Origin of the sequence: Streptomyces huasconensis (assembly GCF_021028635.1) — a bacterium.
Lineage (GTDB): Bacteria > Actinomycetota > Actinomycetes > Streptomycetales > Streptomycetaceae > Streptomyces > Streptomyces huasconensis.
In genome coordinates this window covers 4,905,971-4,923,692 of record NZ_CP086119.1, presented here as the reverse complement: position 1 = coordinate 4,923,692, position 17,722 = coordinate 4,905,971, and the positions used below count along the sequence as shown (strand labels likewise).

The following is a 17,722-nucleotide window of genomic DNA, read 5'->3' as shown; positions in this document are numbered from 1 at the left end:
CAGGTGCGGCTCAGTGGAAGAAGTGCCGCGTCCCCGTGAAGTACATCGTGACGCCCGCCTTCTTCGCCGCCTCCACGACCAGCTCGTCGCGGACCGAACCGCCCGGCTGGACCACGGCCTTGACGCCCGCGGCGGTCAGGATCTCCAGGCCGTCGGGGAAGGGGAAGAACGCGTCGGAGGCCGCGTACGAGCCGCGCGCCCGCTCCTCGCCCGCCCGCTCGACGGCGAGCTTCGCGGAGTCGACGCGGTTGACCTGGCCCATGCCGACGCCGACCGAGGCGCCGTCCTTGGCGAGCAGGATCGCGTTGGACTTGACCGCGCGGCACGCCTTCCAGGCGAACGCCAGCTCGGCCAGCTCGCCCGCGTCCAGGGCCTCGCCCGTGGCCAGCGTCCAGTTGGCGGGGTCGTCGCCGTCGGCCTGGAGGCGGTCGGTGACCTGGAGCAGCGCGCCGCCGTCGATCTGCTTGACCTCGACGGGGTTGGCCGGCGCCTGCTCGGCGCGCAGCACGCGGATGTTCTTCTTCTTGGTGAGGACGTCGAGGGCACCGTCCTCGTACCCGGGCGCCACGATGACCTCGGTGAAGATGTCGGCGACCTGCTCCGCCATCGCCTTGCTCACCGGACGGTTGACGGCGATGACGCCGCCGAACGCCGAGAGCGGGTCGCAGGCGTGCGCCTTGCGGTGCGCCTCGGCGACGTCCGCGCCGATCGCGATGCCGCACGGGTTGGCGTGCTTGATGATCGCGACGCAGGGCTCGTCGTGGTCGTACGCGGCACGGCGCGCGGCGTCCGTGTCCGTGTAGTTGTTGTACGACATCTCCTTGCCGTGCAGCTGCTCGGCCTCGGCGAGGCCGCCCGTGCCGTCGACGTAGAGGGCCGCGCCCTGATGCGGGTTCTCGCCGTAGCGCAGGACGTTCTTGCGCTCGTACGTCGCGCCGAGGAACCCGGGGTGGCCCGAATCGTCCGCGGCGGCGTACCCGTCGGCGAACCAGCCGGCGACCGCGACGTCGTACGCCGCCGTGTGCTGGAACGCTTCTCCCGCGAGCCGCTTGCGCGCGGCCAGGTCGAAGCCGCCCGCCTTGACCGCCGCGAGGACGTCCGCGTACCGCTTCGGGTCGGTGACGACCGCGACGGAGGGGTGGTTCTTGGCGGCGGCGCGGACCATCGAGGGGCCGCCGATGTCGATCTGCTCCACGCACTCGTCGGGAGTGGCGCCCGAGGCGACGGTCTCCTTGAAGGGGTAGAGGTTCACGACGACGAGCTGGAAGGGCTCGACGCCCAGCTCGGCGAGCTGGTTGCGGTGGTCCTCCAGGCGCAGGTCGGCGAGGATGCCCGCGTGGACCTTGGGGTGCAGGGTCTTGACCCGGCCGTCCAGGCACTCGGGGAAGCCGGTCAGCTCCTCGACCTTGGTGACGGGCACCCCGGCGGCGGCGATCCGCGCGGCGGTGGAGCCGGTGGAGACCAGCTCGACACCCGCCTCGTGCAGCCCGCGCGCGAGGTCTTCGAGGCCGGTCTTGTCGTAGACGCTGACGAGCGCGCGCTTGATGGGGCGCTGCGCGGCGTTCGCGTTCGTAGCTTCGGCGGTCACGGGATAAGAACCTTTCGTCCCTCAATGCGGTAGCCGTGCCGGGCCAGACGCCCCACGACATCGACGAGCAGCGTGCGCTCGACTTCCTTGATGCGCTCGTGCAGAGCGCTCTCGTCGTCCTCGTCCCGGACCTCGACCACGCCCTGGGCGATGATCGGGCCGGTGTCGACGCCGTCGTCGACGAAGTGGACGGTGCAGCCGGTGACCTTCACGCCGTACGCGAGTGCGTCGCGCGCGCCGTGGGCCCCCGGAAAACTGGGCAGCAGGGCGGGGTGGGTGTTCACGAACCGCCCGCCGAAGCGCGCGAGGAACTCCTTCCCCACGATCTTCATGAACCCGGCGGAGACCACCAGGTCCGGTCCGTGCGCGGCCGTCGCCTCGGCCAGGGCCAGGTCCCACGCGTCGCGGGACGCGTGGTCCTTCACGCGGCAGACGAAGGTCGGGATGCCGGCGCGCTCGGCGCGCTCCAGGCCCGCGATGCCGTCGCGGTCCGCGCCGACGGCGACGATCTCGGCGCCGTAGGCCCGCGCGCCCCGGGCGTGGACGGCGTCGATCAGGGCCTGGAGGTTCGTGCCCGATCCGGAGACCAGCACGACGAGTCGCTTGGGACGCGGGTCCACAGCGCTCTCGCCCTCGGCGCTCTCGGCCACGGCGCGTTCGGCCACAGCGGGGCCCTTTCTCGGAAGGTGCGTCTTTGTGCGGTCGTACGAAGGCTTCGAGCCCCGCGATACGGGGAACTCTACGAAGCGGCCGACCGTCAGCAACGATACCGGCACCCGGAACCGCCCCTCACGGGACGGGGGCGCGCGCGGAAGGTAGCGTCTGGGGAAAAGGCGCCAATACCGACGATCGCCGGGTGGCCGAGCCGCACGCGGTGCCGCATGCGGGCTCCACGGCTCTCCACCACGGCTCTACCAAGGGGAAGACGCACACCTGATGCCGGACCGTAGCCGCCCTTCGTCTCCACCGCAGGACTCCGACTCCCAGGGACCGGAGTCCCGGGGCTCGGGCCCGCAGGGAACGGGCAAGGACGACGACAACCCCTTCGCGCCGCCGCCGGAGGGGACCCCGGACCGGCCGTGGCAGCCGCGCCGCCCCGCTGACGGCGCCGACGGCTCCTCGCCCGACGGCTCCGGTGACGGCGGCCACGGCTCCCCCTGGGGCAGCCAGTGGAGCGACCGCCAGCCCGGCCGCTCGCCGGGCGGCTTCGGCGAGCGGCCCGGCCCGCAGGGCGGCCCCGGCAAGGAGGGGCCCTCCGGTCCCGGTGGCGGTGGCCTGCGATGGGACCCGACGGACCCCGCCCAGCGCCGCGCGCGCTACGCCCTGCTCTCGGGCATGTGGTCCTTCTTCTTCGCGCTGTTCGGCTGGCGGTACGTCGCGCTGGCGCTCGGCGCCTTCGCGGTGATGTGGGCCGTCCAGTCGCTGCGGGCGAAGCCGCGTACGCCGGACCAGACGCGGCCCGCGGCCGGTGCCGGCGCCCCCGGCGGCGGGGCGCAGGGCGGGCCGCCGTCCACGCGTCCGCAGACGACGGCGGCGATCAGCGGTCTGGTGACGGGCGCGCTGGCGCTGGTCATGGTGGCGGGGACGTTCACGGCGCAGCTGGTCTACCGCGACTACTACACGTGCGTGGACGACGCGCTCACCACCACGTCGAAGCAGTCCTGCGAGGACCTCCTGCCCGAGCGGCTGCGTCCGCTCCTGGGCGAGCAGGAAGACTGACGCCCCCGCCCTCTTCTGGTCTCACGTGTCGCCCGGGACTTCCGGCGTACGGCCGGCAGCGGGGCCCGGGGGCGAGTCCGGCGCCGAGGCCTGGGGCGGGGCGGAGGCCGGAGCGGGAGTCGGAGCAGGGGTCGGAGTGGGAGTCGTCGCTTCGGCCGGGGGCCCGCTCGTCCGCCACGGAAGCGTGACGCGGGAGAGCCCTGCGTGGGCGAGACCGAGGCCGGGCCGCCCCCAGCGCGGCAGCCGGGGCCGCGGAAGCCGCAAGCCGCGCGGGGACGGCAGCGCGAAGCGCGGCGTCCATGCCCGACGTCCGGCGCCGGAGGCCTCCCCGTCATCGGCCGCCGCCGCGGCGCAAGGGGCCGGGGAGGCGTCCGGAGCGGGCTTCGGTGGCCCGCCCGTCCCCTTCCGACGCCGCTCGTCGCCACCGGACGCCACCTCCGACCCCGCCGCCTCGGCCCCGCCCCCGGTGGTGTCCCTGCCCTTCCGGAGCCGCCACGCGCGCAGGAGCAGCGCCGTCGGCAGCGCGATCGGCAAGGTCCAGGCCACGGCCGCCGCGCCCGTCCGCCACCACACCGGGCCGAACTCCGCGAGCACCGCCACGCCCATCGGTCCGCCCGCCAGGGCCGCGAGCACCGCCGTGGCCACTCCGCACACCACCGCCGCACCCGTCGCGCCCAGGGCCGTGCGCCCCAGCGACCAGGCCTCGTCGCGCTCCCCGAAGGCGGGCGCCGCCGACTGAACCGTGCACCACGCCACCACGAAGCCCGCCACCACCGGCACCGCCCCCGTCGCCCACCCGAGCGGCACCCCGAGCCCCGCCGCGGGCACCGCCTCCAGCAGCGGGAACCGTGGCAGCGCCGGGCCCGCGTCGACGGCCAGGGGCGTCACGACGCTCCCCGCGCCGAGCACGAAGCCGGGGCCGAGGCCGTACGCCGCCCCCCACACCGCCGCGTTCGGCACCAGCGCGAGGGCCAGCAGCAGCACCGCGAACTGCCCCGACCGCACATCCGTGACCTGCGCGAACGCCTCCGTCACCGCCCCCGCGCGGAACAGCAGCGCCACCGTGACGAGGAACGCGCCGCCGCCGACGAGCGCCACCGCCCCCGCCGCCCCGGCCCGCAGCACGGCCAGCGTCCTGCCGCGTACGAAGAACCCCTGCAGGAGATGGGCGCGCAGCACCCGGGGCAGTACGGCGAGCGCGGGCCGCAGGGGTGCCGGGAGCGGGCCGCGCGGGCAGCCGTGCGCCGCCCACACCCCGCAGGCCGCCGCGCCCGCCGCGAACACCGGCAGCTGCAGCGCCGCGTCGAGGAGGTCGGGCCGCAGCTCGCCGCCGGACGCGTACAGCGCCGCGGCGGTGCCCACCAGCAGATAGCCGCTCACCACCCCGCACCACGCCGTGCCCACCGAGTGGCCGTGGTCCTCGGGGTCGGTCGCGTCCCGCGCGGCCCGGTACACGAGCCAGCCCGGCAGCGCGGCGAGGAGCAGGGGCGTCACGCCGACCGGCGCGGGCGCCCCCGAGAGGGTGTCCGCCCTGATCAGCTCCGTGCCGTGCGCGAGCAGCCACAGGCTCGCCGCGATGTGCAGCGCCCCGTCGGGGCCGCTGTCCGGGTACGGCGAGCTGATCCACAGGGCGATCACCAGGACGGCGAGCGAGCCGAGACCGAGGCCCGCCGCGACGGCGCCGCCCGCCAGGCAGGTGGCCAGTCCGGGGGAACGGTCACGGGACCGTTCGCTCAACAGCTGCACGAGGGGCGGCGAGGCACTGTGATCGGTCGTCTGGGTCACCCGGCCATGCTCCCAACGACACGCGCTTTCTCCTCGTAACAGGCGAATACCGGATGTGTCGCCCAATATACGTTTATGTACTTTTTCGTTCGGCGGCTCGGCTGCGCCCGGCCGTCCGCCGCGCGTCGGCCCACGGTGCGGAGAGTCCGACATGCCCCAGAGCCCTGCCACGTCTCTGCCGTCCCCCAAGGAACGCCGCAGGCTGCGCGAGGCGAAGTCGCTGAGCCAGGCCGCCCTCGCCGCGCGGCTGGGCGTCTCGCGCGAAACGGTCCGCTCCTGGGAACGGGGCCGCACGAATCCTCGGGGCCGCACCCATGAGGCGTACGCGCGTTTTCTGACCACGGCCGCCGAGGAGCAGACCGGGAAGACCGCACCCTCACCCGCCCCCGCACCCGGCCCCAAGACCACACCCGCTTCCGCCTCACCCGCCCCACCGGCTTCACCCGCCCGCCGCAACCCGCGTACGCAGCCGACCGAGGGCGCCAGGTCGACGACGCGGCCCGAGCAGCCGGCCAAGCGCGCGGCCAAGCCGCAGACGCCGACCGCCGTGACCGCCGCCCCGGCCGCGGTGACCGGCCACCCGCACCGCCGACCGGCTCCCGCGCGCCGGACGGACCTCACGCCCGCACAAGCATTCGACGCCCTCTGCCAGGAGACCGCCCCCACCCTGGTCCGCCAGACCTACCTGCTCACCGGGCGCCGCACCCTCGCCCAGGAAGCCGTCGAACGCGCCTTCCAGCAGGCCTGGCAGCGCTGGCCCGAGGTGGCCGTGGACCGCGACCCCGCGGGGTGGGTGCGCGCCGCCGCGCACGAGTACGCGGTGTCACCGTGGCACCGCTTCCGGCCGGGGCTGCACTTTCCGGACGCCCCGCCCGCCGAACCCGCCGACCGCGTCCTGTTCGGCGTACTCCTGAGCCTGTCGCCCGCCCAGCGCCGTGCGCTGCTGCTCTACGACGGCATCGGCCTCGACCTGCCCGACACGGCCGCCGAGACCGAGGCGAGCACGCCCGCCACCGCCAACCGCCTGCTGTACGCGCGCGAGCTGATCGCCGAGCGGTTGCCCGACCTGGCCGACCCCGAGACCCTCCACCGCCGCCTCGGCGAACTGGGCGCCGCGGAGAAGCTCGGGGTGCCGAACCCGGAGCGCGTACGGGTCACCGGTGAGCGCCGCGCCCGCCTCTGGACCCGCGCGGCCATCGCGCTCACCACCTTGATCGTCGGGGCCACGGCACTGACCCTGCGCACGGCCCCCACCCGCTACGAGCCGCCGCAGGCCCCGGGCAAGGCCATCAGCGGCGTACCGGCCCGGATGGGCCCGGGCCCCCTCACGCACGAGGACACGGAGCTGCGCGAGAAGCTCCGCGCGGAACTGACGACGGGCCCGCACCGCCTGACCCCGCAGCCGAAGTAGCGCCTGAAAGGGGCGCGGGGAACTGCGCGCCAAGCCCTCACCGACTCGCACCCACACGCGAACACAGATGCGGGCCCGCACCTCGGCAGAGATGCGGGCCCGCTTCCACGACGGCCGGAGTCAGCCCGCCAGGATGGCCCGCGCCAGCTTCGCCGTCTCGGTCGGCGTCTTGCCGACCTTGACGCCGGCGGCCTCAAGGGCCTCCTTCTTGGCCTGCGCGGTGCCGGAGGAGCCGGAGACGATGGCGCCGGCGTGGCCCATCGTCTTGCCCTCGGGCGCCGTGAAGCCCGCGACGTAGCCGACGACCGGCTTGGTCACGTTGGCCTTGATGTAGTCCGCCGCGCGCTCCTCGGCGTCGCCGCCGATCTCACCGATCATGACGATCAGGTCGGTGTCGGGGTCGGCCTCGAACGCCTCCAGGGCGTCGATGTGCGTCGTGCCGATGACCGGGTCGCCACCGATGCCGACGGCCGACGAGAAGCCGATGTCGCGCAGCTCGTACATCATCTGGTACGTCAGCGTGCCGGACTTCGAGACCAGGCCGATGCGGCCCGGCTTCGTGATGTCGCCCGGGATGATGCCGGCGTTCGACTGGCCCGGGGTGATGAGACCGGGGCAGTTCGGGCCGATGATGCGGGTCTTGTTGCCCTTCGACTTCGCGTACGCCCAGAAGGCGGCGGAGTCGTGGACGGCGATGCCCTCGGTGATGACGACGGCGAGGGGGATCTCGGCGTCGATCGCCTCGACGACGGCGGCCTTGGAGAAGGCCGGCGGCACGAAGAGGACGGAGACGTTGGCGCCCGTCTTCTCCATGGCCTCCTTGACCGTGCCGAAGACCGGGACCTCGATGGGGGCCCCTCCCTGGCCATTAGGGCCTTGGGGGACGTCGAAGTCGACGGACGTGCCGGCCTTGCGCGGGTTCACGCCGCCGACGATGTTGGTGCCGTCACCGAGCATCAGCTTGGTGTGCTTCATGCCCGTGGCACCGGTCATGCCCTGGACGATGACCTTGCTGTCCTTGTTGAGGAAGATAGCCATGGCTGTTCTGTCCCTCGTCCCTTACTTCGCGGCCGCGAGCTCGGCGGCCTTGTCGGCCGCGCCGTCCATGGTGTCCACACGCTGCACGAGCGGGTGGTTGGCGTCGCTCAGGATCTTGCGACCCAGCTCCGCGTTGTTGCCGTCGAGGCGCACGACCAGCGGCTTCTCGACCTTCTCGCCCTTGGAGGCAAGCAGCTCCAGGGCCTGCACGATGCCGTTGGCGACCTCGTCGCACGCGGTGATGCCACCGAAGACGTTGACGAAGACGGACTTGACGTCCGCGTCGCCGAGGATGATCTCCAGGCCGTTCGCCATGACCTCGGCGGAGGCGCCGCCACCGATGTCGAGGAAGTTGGCGGGCTTCACGCCGCCGTGCGCCTCACCGGCGTACGCGACGACGTCGAGGGTGCTCATCACGAGACCCGCGCCGTTGCCGATGATGCCGACCTCGCCGTCGAGCTTCACGTAGTTGAGGCCCTTGGCCTTGGCAGCAGCCTCGAGCGGGTTGGCTGCGTCCTTGTCCTCGAGCGCCTCGTGCTCCGGCTGGCGGAAGTCGGCGTTGGCGTCCAGGGACACCTTGCCGTCCAGGGCCAGGATGCGGCCGTCCTTGGTCTTCACCAGCGGGTTGACCTCGACGAGGAGCGCGTCCTCGGCGACGAAGGTGTCCCACAGGGTCACCATGGCCTCGGCGACCTTCTCGGCCACGTCGGCCGGGAACTTCGCCTGCGCCACGATTTCGCGGGCCTTCTCGATGTCCACGCCCTCGACGGCGTTGACCGGGACCTTCGCGAGGGCCTCGGGGGTCTTCTCCGCGACCTCCTCGATGTCCATGCCGCCCTGCACCGAGGCCATCGCCAGGAAGGTGCGGTTGGTGCGGTCGAGGAGGTACGAGACGTAGTACTCGGCCTCGATCTCCGGAGACAGCTCGGCGATCATCACCTTGTGGACCGTGTGGCCCTTGATGTCCATGCCGAGGATGTCCGTCGCGCGAGCGACGGCCTCGTCCGGGTTCGCCGCCAGCTTCACGCCGCCGGCCTTGCCGCGGCCACCGACCTTCACCTGCGCCTTGACGACCGACTTGCCGCCAAGCCGCTCGGTGGCCTCGCGCGCCGCCTCAGGCGTGTCGATGACTTCACCGGCCAGCACCGGTACACCGTGCTTGGCGAAGAGGTCCCTCGCCTGGTACTCGAACAGGTCCACGCGCGTCCGTCCCTAATCCGTGATCTCGCTGCGATCTCGCTGCTTTGGTGTCAGCTGTCTGCGTGGGCGTGCCGCGGAGGGCAACGTGACTGCGCTGTCACAAGGGAGGCGTAGGACGGAGTCCAATACGCGGCATGTCCGTCTCGCAGGTTATCGCCGTGGACCGTGGGTCCCTAAATCGCAGATCACATTTGGGCGGTGATGACGGTCACAGGTCGCTGCCGCGAAGGGGCGCCGCCGGGCACGGAGGGCGGCCCGCGCCGCGTCAGGGGCCGCCCGTTTGCTTCCGTTGCTCCAGCGATCAGCCGGCGTGGGAGGGGTACGAGGAGTACGAGGTGTGCGAGGTGTGCGACGCCTGGGAGGGGTGTGAGGCGTACGACGTGTACGAGGTCTACGGCGCGTCCGAGGTGTACGTGGGTACGTAGCTCGGCGTCACGTCGTCGGCCACGTCCTGGGCGCCGGTGACGGCGTTGCCCGCGAGGGCCTGCGCATGCGGGGCGACCGTGTCCCCGGCCAGGTCCTGCGCGAACGGCTGGACCCGCGCGACGACGCCACCCGCGAAGGGCCGCACGTCACCCGTCACACCGTGCGCGAGGGCGTCCACGCTGCCGCCGACGCCCTGCACGCTGAAGGGAAGGCTGCTGCTGAGGGGAAGGTCCGTCTCACGGCACGGCGGAACGCATCGCTCCGCGGGTGAGGCGCGTCGCTCCTCGCACGGGACGCCCGCCGTCGCGCAAGCCCCCTGCCGCCGATGGCCCGTCATGCCCGGTTGCCTGCCCCACTGTCCGGTATGGGAAGCGGGCGCCGCTCGATCGCCGCGGCCATCACCTCCGGGAAGAGGTCCGGCGTACAGGCGAAGGCCGGCGCGTCCAGCGCGGCGAGCGCCGCCGCGTGCTCCCGGTCGTACGCGGGCGTCCCCTCGTCGGAGAGCGCGAGCAGCGTCACGAACTGGACCCCGGAGGCCTTCATCGCCGCGACCCGCTTCAGCATCTCGTCGCGTATGCCCCCTTCGTAGAGGTCGCTGATGAGGACGACGACCGTGTCGGCGGGCCGGGTGATCTGCGACTGGCAGTACGCCAGAGCCCGGTTGATGTCCGTGCCGCCGCCCAGCTGCGTGCCGAACAGGACGTCCACCGGGTCGTCGAGCTGCTCGGTGAGGTCGACGACGTTGGTGTCGAAGACGACGAGCCGTGTCTTGAGCGAACGCATCGAGCCGAGGACCGCGCCGAACACCGAGGCGTAGACCACGGACGCCGCCATCGAGCCCGACTGGTCGATGCAGAGGATGATCTCCTTCTTCACGGACTGCGACGCCCGCCCGTACCCGATGAGCCGTTCGGGGACGATCGTCCGGTGCTCCGGCAGGTAGTTCTTGAGGTTGACCGCGATGGTGCGGTTCCAGTCGATGTCGTGGTGGCGGGGCCTGCTCACCCGCGCGCTGCGGTCGAGCGCTCCGGTGAGGGTGGACCGGGTCCGCGTCGCGAGCCGCTTCTCCAAGTCCTCGACGACCTTGCGCACGACGGCCCGCGCGGTCTCCTTTGTCGTCTCCGGCATGGCTTTGTTGAGGGACAGCAGCGTGCCGACGAGGTGCACGTCCGCCTCTACCGCCTCCAGCATCTCGGGCTCCAGAAGCAGCGCGGAGAGCCCGAGCCGGTCGATGGCGTCGCGCTGCATGACCTGCACGACGGAGGAGGGGAAGTACGTCCGGATGTCGCCGAGCCAGCGCGCGACGGACGGCGCGGACCCGCCGAGCCCCGCCGAACGCTCCCGCCCCCGGCCCACCTTCTCGCCCCCCGCTCCGTACAGGGCGGCGAGCGCGCCGTCCATCGCCGCGTCCTGCCCCGTCAACGCGCACCCCGTCCCCTCGGCGCTCTCCCCACCGAGCACGAGACGCCACCGCCGCAACCGCTCGTCCACCACGAGTTGCTCCCCCGCCCTGCCGGTTGCCCCGTTCATCCCGCCACCCCCACCAGGTCGCCGTTCTCCGTATCCGTGCCCGTATCCGCCTCAGGCTGTTGGTGCCCGTGCCCCCGTGGCTGGGCCGGTGGCTGCGGTTGTGGTGGCGGCTGTGGCTGCGGTTGCGGTTGCGCCATACCGAGCAGCAGCCGCACGGTCGGTACAACCGCGTCCGCGCGTGCGGCGTCGATCTGCTCGGCGAAGCCGGGCACGCCGCCCCCGCCCGCCACGGGCCCGGCCCCCCGCGTCCCGCGCCGCACCAGCTCCCCCAACGTCCGCCGCACCCCTGGCTCGTACGCCGAGAACGTGCGCCGCAGCAACGGCAGTACGTCGATGAACGCGTCGTCCGACACCCCGCTCAGCCAGTCGTCGACCAGCCCGAGCAGCCGCTCGTCGTGCACGAGGAGCATGCCGCCCCCGGACCCGCCTCCGACGAAGCCCTCGATCCATGCGGCGCCATCGGCCGGTTCGCTCCCCCGGGACAGGGCGAGCCCCATGAGCCGGGCTGCCTCTCCGTCCGCCAACTCCCCTCCGTCCAGCAGCAGCCGCGCACACCGCCCTCGCACGACCCCGGCGACCGCCTCCCGCTGCGCGAGCACCCGCAGGACGGAGGACCATCGCGCACGTATCCCGCGCGTGCCGTCCCCGCCGGGGTCGGCCGGGGGTTCCTCGGCCGGTCCCGCGCGGAACTGGAACTCCCCGAGCAGCCCCACCGCCTGGTGCACCGCGTCCACGTGCCCCCGCATCTCCAGGGCGGCGTCCGTGTCGAGCCCCACACAGGCACCCGGCAGCCCCACGAAGACCCGCTCCGCGAGCCCGAGGGCGACCTCCCCGAGGGCTCCGGTGTCCGTCCCCCGCACGTCCCCGTAACGGAGCGAGCGCACGAGCGCGGGCAGGGCCTGCGCGAGATGCCCGACGTCCGCGTCCAGCGCCGCCCGGTCGGCGAGGACCCGCATCACCACGGGCAGCGCCTCCGGCAGCTCCGCCAGCAGACACCGCTCGGCGAGCGCGGTGACGTCGGAGAGGCCCGACGCCCCGACCGCGTCGGCCGACGCCTTCCCCGTGGCCGCGCCGAGGACCGTCGTACCCCACACCCCGGCCTCCGCGACCCGCACGGACAGCTCCGGCTCCCACCGCAGCCGCCAGGTCTCCCGGAACGTCCCCGTGCTCCCCCGGGAGCGCGCCGGCCGACCCCAGTCGACACCGAGGAGCCGCAGGCGGTGCAGCAGGGTGCTGCGGGCGGCGTCCGTCTCCCTGCGGAGGTCGAGCTCGACCTCCCGCTCCAACGCCTCCGGTTTGAGCCGTAGTCTGCGCTGCGCGCGCGTGAGGTCGCGCTGGAGCGGCACGGCGGGCGCCGACTCGGGGACCTCCCCCAGTACGTCCCCGACGACGAGCTTGTCGTGGACGAGGGCGAGCGGCACGTCCGAGCCCTCGCACATCACCGCCCGCACGGCGTCGGTCGTCTCGCTGAGCCCGGCCAGCGGCCGCCCCCGCATCGCGGCCAGCGTGTCGGCGAGCCGGACCGCCTCGATGACGTGCGCGGACGAGACGAGCCGGTCCTCGTCGCGCAGCAGCCCCGCGACCTTCGTCATCCACCGCTCGACGGGCCGGTCGGCGGCGGCGAACAGGTGGCCGTACCAGCCGGGGGAGGCGATCCCCGCGCCGTACCCACTGGCGCGGGAGAGCCGGCGGTGGGTCCAGGGGACCCACGTCATCTCGGCCTTCACCTTGGGGAGCCCCTTGAGCAGCGCCCGGTCGGCGGCCACAGTGGCCTTGCGCCGCAGCGCGGGCACGTGCCACGCGCCGCAGACCACCGCCACGCGGTCGGGGCCGAACTCCTTCTGGGCAGCCCGCAATTGGAGCCGCATGTGGGCCTCGCGGACCAGGTCGCGACCGTGCCCGCCGTCTCCGTAGGCCTCGCGCAGCGCCTCCATCGCGTCGCTCACCGCTTCGAACGGCGCGAACGCGTCGCCGCCCGCCTCCCGGTGCTCGACGACGTCCTCCCACCAGCGCTCGGGGTCGTCGTACCCGGCGGTCTCGGCCAGCACGGCGATGGGGTCGATCCGTACGGCGTCCTCCCCTGCGCACCCTGCGACGGCCTCCTCGCGCTCCTCACGTTCCCCGGGCCCTTCGGACTCTTCGCGCTCCCCGGGCTTCTCGGCCGCCCCGTCCGCCTCGTCCGCCCGCGCCAGCGAGTGTGCCGCCGGGAGGTCGATGAAACGGACCGGCACGCCCCGCTCCACGGCCCACCGGATGGCGACCCACTCCGGAGAGAACTCGGCGAGCGGCCAGAACGCTGAGCGGCCCGGTTCGTCCACCACGTGCGCGAGCAGTGCCACCGGCGGCCGCATGCCCTCGTCGGCGGCCAGGTGCACCAGGGGGTCGGCCTCCGGCGGCCCCTCGACGAGGACGGCGTCGGGCCGTGCCTCGTCGAGCGCGGCCCGCACCGCGCGGGCCGACCCGGGCCCGTGGTGCCGCACCCCGAGCAGCAGGGCCCCGCCGGTGCCCGCCGCCGCGCGCGTCTCGGCTCCCGCCCGGGTCATGCGCTCACCTCGCGGCACGCGCGGTAGAAGTCCTTCCAGCCGTCCCGCTCGCGCACGACCGTCTCCAGGTACTCCTGCCAGATCACGCGGTCCGCCGCCGGGTCGCGCACCACGGCCCCGAGGATGCCGGCCGCGACGTCACCGGGCCGCAGGACACCGTCTCCGAAGTGGGTCGCCAGGGCCAGGCCGTTGGTGACGACGGAGATCGCCTCGGCCGTCGAGAGGGTGCCGCTGGGCGACTTCACCTTCGTCCGCCCGTCGGCCGTGACGCCGTCGCGCAGTTCGCGGAAGACGGTGACGACGCGGCGTATCTCGTCGATGCCCTCGGGGCCCGCGGGCAGATCGAGCGAGCGGCCGATCTGGTCGACCCGGCGCGCGACGATGTCGACCTCGGCGTCGGCACTCTCCGGCAGGGGCAGGACGACGGTGTTGAAGCGGCGGCGCAGAGCGCTCGACAGGTCGTTGACCCCGCGGTCGCGGTCATTGGCGGTGGCGATGAGGTTGAAGCCCCGCACGGCCTGCACCTCCTGGCCCAACTCGGGGATGGGCAGGGTCTTCTCCGACAGGATCGTGATGAGCGAGTCCTGTACGTCGGCGGGGATGCGGGTCAGCTCCTCGACGCGTGCTGTCATCCCGTCGGCCATCGCCCGCATGACGGGGCTGGGCACGAGCGCGTCACGGCTCGGGCCGTGCGCGAGCAGCTGGGCGTAGTTCCACCCGTACCGGATGGCCTCTTCCGGGGTGCCTGCCGTGCCCTGCACGAGCAGCGTCGAGTCCCCGCTGACCGCCGCCGCGAGATGCTCGGACACCCATGTCTTGGCGGTGCCGGGCACCCCGAGCAGCAGCAGGGCGCGGTCGGTGGCGAGCGTGGTGACGGCGACCTCGACGATGCGGCGCGGCCCCACGTACTTCGGTGTGATCACGGTGCCGTCGGGCAGCGTGCCGCCGAGCAAATACGTCGCCACGGCCCACGGGGAGAGCTGCCACCGCTGCGGCCTCGGCCGGTCGTCCTGCGCGGCGAGCGCGGCCAGTTCGGCGGCGAAGGCGTGCTCCGCGTGCGGCCTCAGGACCGCGTCCTGATGCGTGGTCGCGGACGTCGTCGAGTCGACGGAAACGGTCATGGCGCGATCCCCCTCCAGCTCGCCCGGGCACGTCTGGCCCGGATGTGTCTCCACGGTGCACCACGCCACTGACAATCGACCCGGGCACGGCTCTGACCTGGGAAGACGCACGCTCCCGGGTCGATTGTCAGTGGGGGGACCTACCTTCGAGACATGACTCAGCAGGGGGTGCGCTGGACGGCGGACCAGGTGCTGGCACTGGCGCCTGACGCTCCGTCACGCAAGGCGGGAAGCAGACTCGGCGTGGCCGGACCGTGGTCGGAGACGGGCAGTTCTGGCGAGGGGGCGGTGTGGGGGCTGTGCAAGGGCAGTGGCAGCAAGCCGTATCAGACGGTCATCGACATCACGGGCGGCGCGGACGCGGCGGGCCCGGCGTACAAATGCAGTTGTCCGAGCCGCAAGTTCCCGTGCAAGCACGCGCTGGGGCTGCTGCTGGTCTGGGCGGGCGCGGACGGCACCGTGCCGGACGGCGAGCCGCCGACGTGGGCGGAGGAGTGGCTGGCTTCCCGCCGCAAAGGAGTCGAGGGCAGGAGGAGTTCGACCACATCGCCCGCCGCCCCAGCCGACCCTGAGGCGGCGCGCGGAAGAGCGGAGAAGCGGGCAGCGCGCATCACGGCGGGGGCGACAGAGCTGGAGCAGCGCCTGTCCGACCTGATGCGCTCCGGCACGGCCTCCGCCGAACAGGCGGGGTACGGCCTGTGGGAGGAGACGGCGGCCCGCATGGTGGACGCGCAGGCACCAGGACTGGCGGCGCGCGTCCGGGTGTTGGGAGCCATACCTTCCTCCGGGCCCGGCTGGCCGGTGCGCCTGCTGGAGGAGTGCGCCCTGCTGCACCTCCTCGACCAGGGCTGGCTCCACCGCGACGCGCTGCCGCCCGGCCTGGCCGCCGCGGTCCGCTCCCGCGTCGGCCTGCCCGCCCAGCCGGAGGGCCCGCCGCTGCGCGACCGCTGGCTGGTCCTCGCGCAGTACGACACCGCCGACAGCAAGCTCACCACGCGCCGCGTCTGGCTGTACGGCACGGACTCCGGCCGCACCGCCCTCCTCCTCTCGTACGGGGCGGCGGGCCGCACCCCCGCGCTCGCCCTGCCGGTGGGCCTCGCGCTCGACGCGGAGCTGACGGGATACCGGGGCGCACGGCAGCTCCGGGCCGAGCTGGGCGAACAGTTCGCGGCCCCGGCCCCCACCGCGGAGCGGCCACCAGGCGTACGGACAGCCGAGGCCGCCGCGCGCTACGGCGAGGCGCTCCGCCACGACCCCTGGCTGGAGTCCTGGCCGGTGACACTCTCCGAGGTCATACCGGCCCAGGCCGACGGCGCGTGGCAACTGGCCGACGCCGACGGCGGGTCGGCGCTGCCCCTGGCGCCCACCGCCGCGTCGGACAGGGGCCTGTGGCGGCTGGTCGCCTTGTCCGGAGGGGCACCGCTGACGGTGTTCGGCGAGTGCGGCCACCAGGGCTTCACCCCCTTGGCCGCCTGGCCCGGGGACGCGGGAGGGACGGTGCCGCTGTGCTGACGAACGACCGCCAGGAGGAGCAGATGCCCACCATGCCCGCCACACCGACGGCGCCCGCCCCAGCCACGGTGCCTGCCCAAGCCACGGCGTCCGTAACGGCCCCGGCGCCCGAGGCCGCCTCCACGCCCCCGCAGGTGGCCTGGGAGGACCTGGTCACGGCCGCGCTGCTCGGCACCGACCGCCGCGCCCTGCCGGCCCCTCTCCACAGGCCCGGCAAGGAGCCACCGCTCGCCCTCCTCGACGAAGCGGCGGTGCAGACGGTCCGCCGCAGGGCCGGACTGCGCCCGGCACCGGCCGCCGCCCCGCCCGAGCCCGCGGCGCGCGACCCCAGGCCACCTCTGCCGCCCGCGGCCCGGCGCAGACTCGCCACGCTCCTCACCGACCAGCCGGGCCTCGGAAGCGGCGGCAGGCGGGGCGCGACACCGGACCTGATGGAGCTGCTCCCCCAGTGGCTGGCCCTGGCCAACGCCCGGGGGTACGGCGCGCCACCCGAACTGCTGCCCGCCCTCCTGAACGCGGCACGCGGCCGTACGGACCTGCGCCCCCAGGCGCTGACCTTCGCCGGCCCCAGGGCCCTGTGGCTGGCCCGCATGAACCCGGACTGGAAGTTCGCGCTCCGCGCCACTCCGGGAGGCGGCGTGGCCCTTCCCGCCACGGACGACGCACCAAAGGTCCGGCAGCTGTGGGAGGAGGGCCTGTTCGCCGAACGGGTCGCCCTCCTGACCACCCTCCGCGCGCACGACGCCCACGCCGCGCGGGAGCTGCTCGCCACGACCTGGCCGACGGAGCGCGCGGAAGACCGCCTGATGTTCCTCGACTCGCTCCGCACAGGCCTGTCCGCCGCGGACGAGCCGTTCCTAGAACAGGCCCTCACCGACCGCAGCCGCAACGTCCGATCGACCGCGGCGGAGCTGCTCTCCGCGCTGCCCGACTCGGCGCTGGCCGGGCGGATGGCGGCCCGGGCGGCGTCCTGCGTGGCCGTCGACCACGTGTCGAGCACACCGACGCTGACGGTCGAGGCCCCGCACGAGTGCGACGCGGGCATGGAGCGGGACGGCGTCGTCGCCAAGCCCCCGGCCGGCCGGGGCGAGCGTTCCTGGTGGCTGGGCCAGCTGGTGGAGGCCGCCCCGCTCGCCACCTGGCGGACCCGGCTCGGCAACCGCACACCGGCCGAGATCGTGGCCCTCCCGGTGGCCGACGACTGGCGCGGCGAGCTGCACGCCGCGTGGTGCCGCGCGGCCGTGCGGCAGCAGGACGCGACCTGGTCCCGGGCGCTGCTCGGCACACCCGCCTCCCCGGACGCCGCGGGCCCCGGAGCCGTGTCGCTCGCCGAGCGCGCCAAGCTCCTGGCCGCGCTGCCCGCGGCGGAGCGGGCGGAGTGGGTCGCCGGTTTCATCGCCGCGCACGGCCTGTCGGAGGCGTTCCAGCTGCTCGGCGTGTGCGCGGTGCCCTGGGCCGGACCGCTGGGCCGCGCGGTCGTGGACGCGTTGAACATCGCGCGGGACGCGGGCAGCTACCCCTGGAGCTTCAGCGGCGTCATGGGCCTCGCGGAACGCTGCCTGGACCCTGCCGAGGCGGTCCGCCTGGAGGCGCTCACCGCGATCCCGGACGAACCGGAGGACGCGTCACCGGGCGCCGGGAGCTACTGGTCGGAGGCGTTCCAACGCCTGGTCACCACACTGCGCCTGCGCGCGGCGATACGTGACGAGCTTCCGCCGGTGCCAGGGCAAGTGCCAGTTCCCGTACCCGGGTCGGCGCCACTGCCGGGGCCCGGCACGGAGGACGGGCAGGCGTGAGAGGCGGCGGCCCCGCGGCCGAGGCCCCCGGGCCCCCTCCGCGGGACCGCCAC

At 74.0% G+C, this 17,722-nt stretch carries 13 protein-coding genes; 4 read left to right on the top strand and 9 right to left on the bottom strand.

Annotation, left to right across the window (positions count from 1 at the left end):
- Window positions 1-10: 10 nt before the first annotated feature.
- On the bottom strand, window positions 11-1,588 hold the full coding sequence (purH, locus tag J2N69_RS22550; protein WP_230902356.1) for a bifunctional phosphoribosylaminoimidazolecarboxamide formyltransferase/IMP cyclohydrolase: 1,578 nt from the start codon (window positions 1,586-1,588) through the stop codon (window positions 11-13).
- Complete coding sequence (purN, locus tag J2N69_RS22545) at window positions 1,585-2,253, bottom strand: phosphoribosylglycinamide formyltransferase (protein ID WP_230902355.1); 669 nt, start codon at window positions 2,251-2,253, stop codon at window positions 1,585-1,587. The genes purH and purN overlap by 4 nt, the downstream gene beginning before the upstream one ends.
- A 271-nt stretch (window positions 2,254-2,524) precedes the next feature.
- Between purN and J2N69_RS22540 the strand changes: the two genes are divergently transcribed.
- On the top strand, window positions 2,525-3,307 hold the full coding sequence (locus J2N69_RS22540) for an MFS transporter (protein WP_230902354.1): 783 nt from the start codon (window positions 2,525-2,527) through the stop codon (window positions 3,305-3,307).
- A 21-nt stretch (window positions 3,308-3,328) separates the two neighbouring features.
- On the opposite strand, the gene J2N69_RS22535 is transcribed toward J2N69_RS22540, so the two are convergent.
- The gene (locus tag J2N69_RS22535; RefSeq protein ID WP_230902353.1) at window positions 3,329-5,092 is read right to left on the bottom strand and encodes a cell division protein PerM; all 1,764 of its coding nucleotides are present in this window, start codon (window positions 5,090-5,092) and stop codon (window positions 3,329-3,331) included.
- A 151-nt stretch (window positions 5,093-5,243) separates the two neighbouring features.
- On the opposite strand from J2N69_RS22535, the gene J2N69_RS22530 reads away from it, so the two are divergent.
- Window positions 5,244-6,503: a transcriptional regulator gene (locus tag J2N69_RS22530; RefSeq protein ID WP_230902352.1), complete on the top strand. Its 1,260-nt coding sequence runs from the start codon at window positions 5,244-5,246 to the stop codon at window positions 6,501-6,503.
- 120 nt (window positions 6,504-6,623) lie between these two features.
- On the opposite strand, the gene sucD is transcribed toward J2N69_RS22530, so the two are convergent.
- The 6 genes from sucD to J2N69_RS22500 all read right to left on the bottom strand — a co-directional run bounded on the left by sucD (window position 6,624) and on the right by J2N69_RS22500 (window position 14,361).
- Complete coding sequence (sucD, locus tag J2N69_RS22525) at window positions 6,624-7,541, bottom strand: succinate--CoA ligase subunit alpha (RefSeq protein ID WP_230902351.1); 918 nt, start codon at window positions 7,539-7,541, stop codon at window positions 6,624-6,626.
- Between the two features lie 21 nt (window positions 7,542-7,562).
- A complete protein-coding gene (gene sucC, locus J2N69_RS22520; protein WP_127912797.1) occupies window positions 7,563-8,741 on the bottom strand; it encodes an ADP-forming succinate--CoA ligase subunit beta in 1,179 nt (392 codons plus the stop codon).
- A gap of 391 nt (window positions 8,742-9,132) precedes the next feature.
- The gene (locus J2N69_RS22515) at window positions 9,133-9,366 is read right to left on the bottom strand and encodes a hypothetical protein (protein WP_230902350.1); all 234 of its coding nucleotides are present in this window, start codon (window positions 9,364-9,366) and stop codon (window positions 9,133-9,135) included.
- A 134-nt stretch (window positions 9,367-9,500) separates the two neighbouring features.
- Complete coding sequence (locus J2N69_RS22510; protein ID WP_230902349.1) at window positions 9,501-10,697, bottom strand: VWA domain-containing protein; 1,197 nt, start codon at window positions 10,695-10,697, stop codon at window positions 9,501-9,503.
- On the bottom strand, window positions 10,694-13,240 hold the full coding sequence (locus J2N69_RS22505; RefSeq protein WP_230902348.1) for a DUF5682 family protein: 2,547 nt from the start codon (window positions 13,238-13,240) through the stop codon (window positions 10,694-10,696). Before J2N69_RS22505 ends, J2N69_RS22510 begins: the two co-directional genes overlap by 4 nt.
- Entirely contained in the window at window positions 13,237-14,361 is a 1,125-nt protein-coding gene (locus J2N69_RS22500) for an ATP-binding protein (RefSeq protein ID WP_230902347.1), read from the bottom strand. The genes J2N69_RS22505 and J2N69_RS22500 overlap by 4 nt, the downstream gene beginning before the upstream one ends.
- Window positions 14,362-14,514: 153 nt before the next feature.
- Between J2N69_RS22500 and J2N69_RS22495 the strand changes: the two genes are divergently transcribed.
- Both J2N69_RS22495 and J2N69_RS22490 read left to right on the top strand, forming a co-directional pair.
- Window positions 14,515-15,873 carry an SWIM zinc finger family protein gene (locus J2N69_RS22495; protein WP_230902346.1) on the top strand — a complete coding sequence of 453 codons (1,359 nt, stop codon included), beginning with the start codon at window positions 14,515-14,517 and terminating at the stop codon, window positions 15,871-15,873.
- Window positions 15,874-15,905: 32 nt separating this feature from the next.
- Window positions 15,906-17,669 (top strand): DUF5691 domain-containing protein, encoded by a 1,764-nt coding sequence (locus tag J2N69_RS22490; protein WP_408056905.1) that lies wholly within the window; start codon window positions 15,906-15,908, stop codon window positions 17,667-17,669.
- Window positions 17,670-17,722 lie beyond the last annotated feature (53 nt).

What these genes read in the sequence shown, in the direction of transcription:
- J2N69_RS22540 (WP_230902354.1), top strand. Translation starts at nt 2,525, where the DNA reads ATGCCGGACCGTAGCCGCCCTTCGTCTCCACCGCAGGACTCCGACTCC.
- J2N69_RS22495 (WP_230902346.1), top strand. Translation starts at nt 14,515, where the DNA reads ATGACTCAGCAGGGGGTGCGCTGGACGGCGGACCAGGTGCTGGCACTG.
- J2N69_RS22530 (WP_230902352.1), top strand. Translation starts at nt 5,244, where the DNA reads ATGCCCCAGAGCCCTGCCACGTCTCTGCCGTCCCCCAAGGAACGCCGC.
- sucD (WP_230902351.1), bottom strand. Translation starts at nt 7,541, where the DNA reads ATGGCTATCTTCCTCAACAAGGACAGCAAGGTCATCGTCCAGGGCATG.
- J2N69_RS22500 (WP_230902347.1), bottom strand. Translation starts at nt 14,361, where the DNA reads ATGACCGTTTCCGTCGACTCGACGACGTCCGCGACCACGCATCAGGAC.
- J2N69_RS22505 (WP_230902348.1), bottom strand. Translation starts at nt 13,240, where the DNA reads ATGACCCGGGCGGGAGCCGAGACGCGCGCGGCGGCGGGCACCGGCGGG.
- J2N69_RS22490 (WP_408056905.1), top strand. Translation starts at nt 15,906, where the DNA reads ATGCCCGCCACACCGACGGCGCCCGCCCCAGCCACGGTGCCTGCCCAA.
- J2N69_RS22510 (WP_230902349.1), bottom strand. Translation starts at nt 10,697, where the DNA reads ATGAACGGGGCAACCGGCAGGGCGGGGGAGCAACTCGTGGTGGACGAG.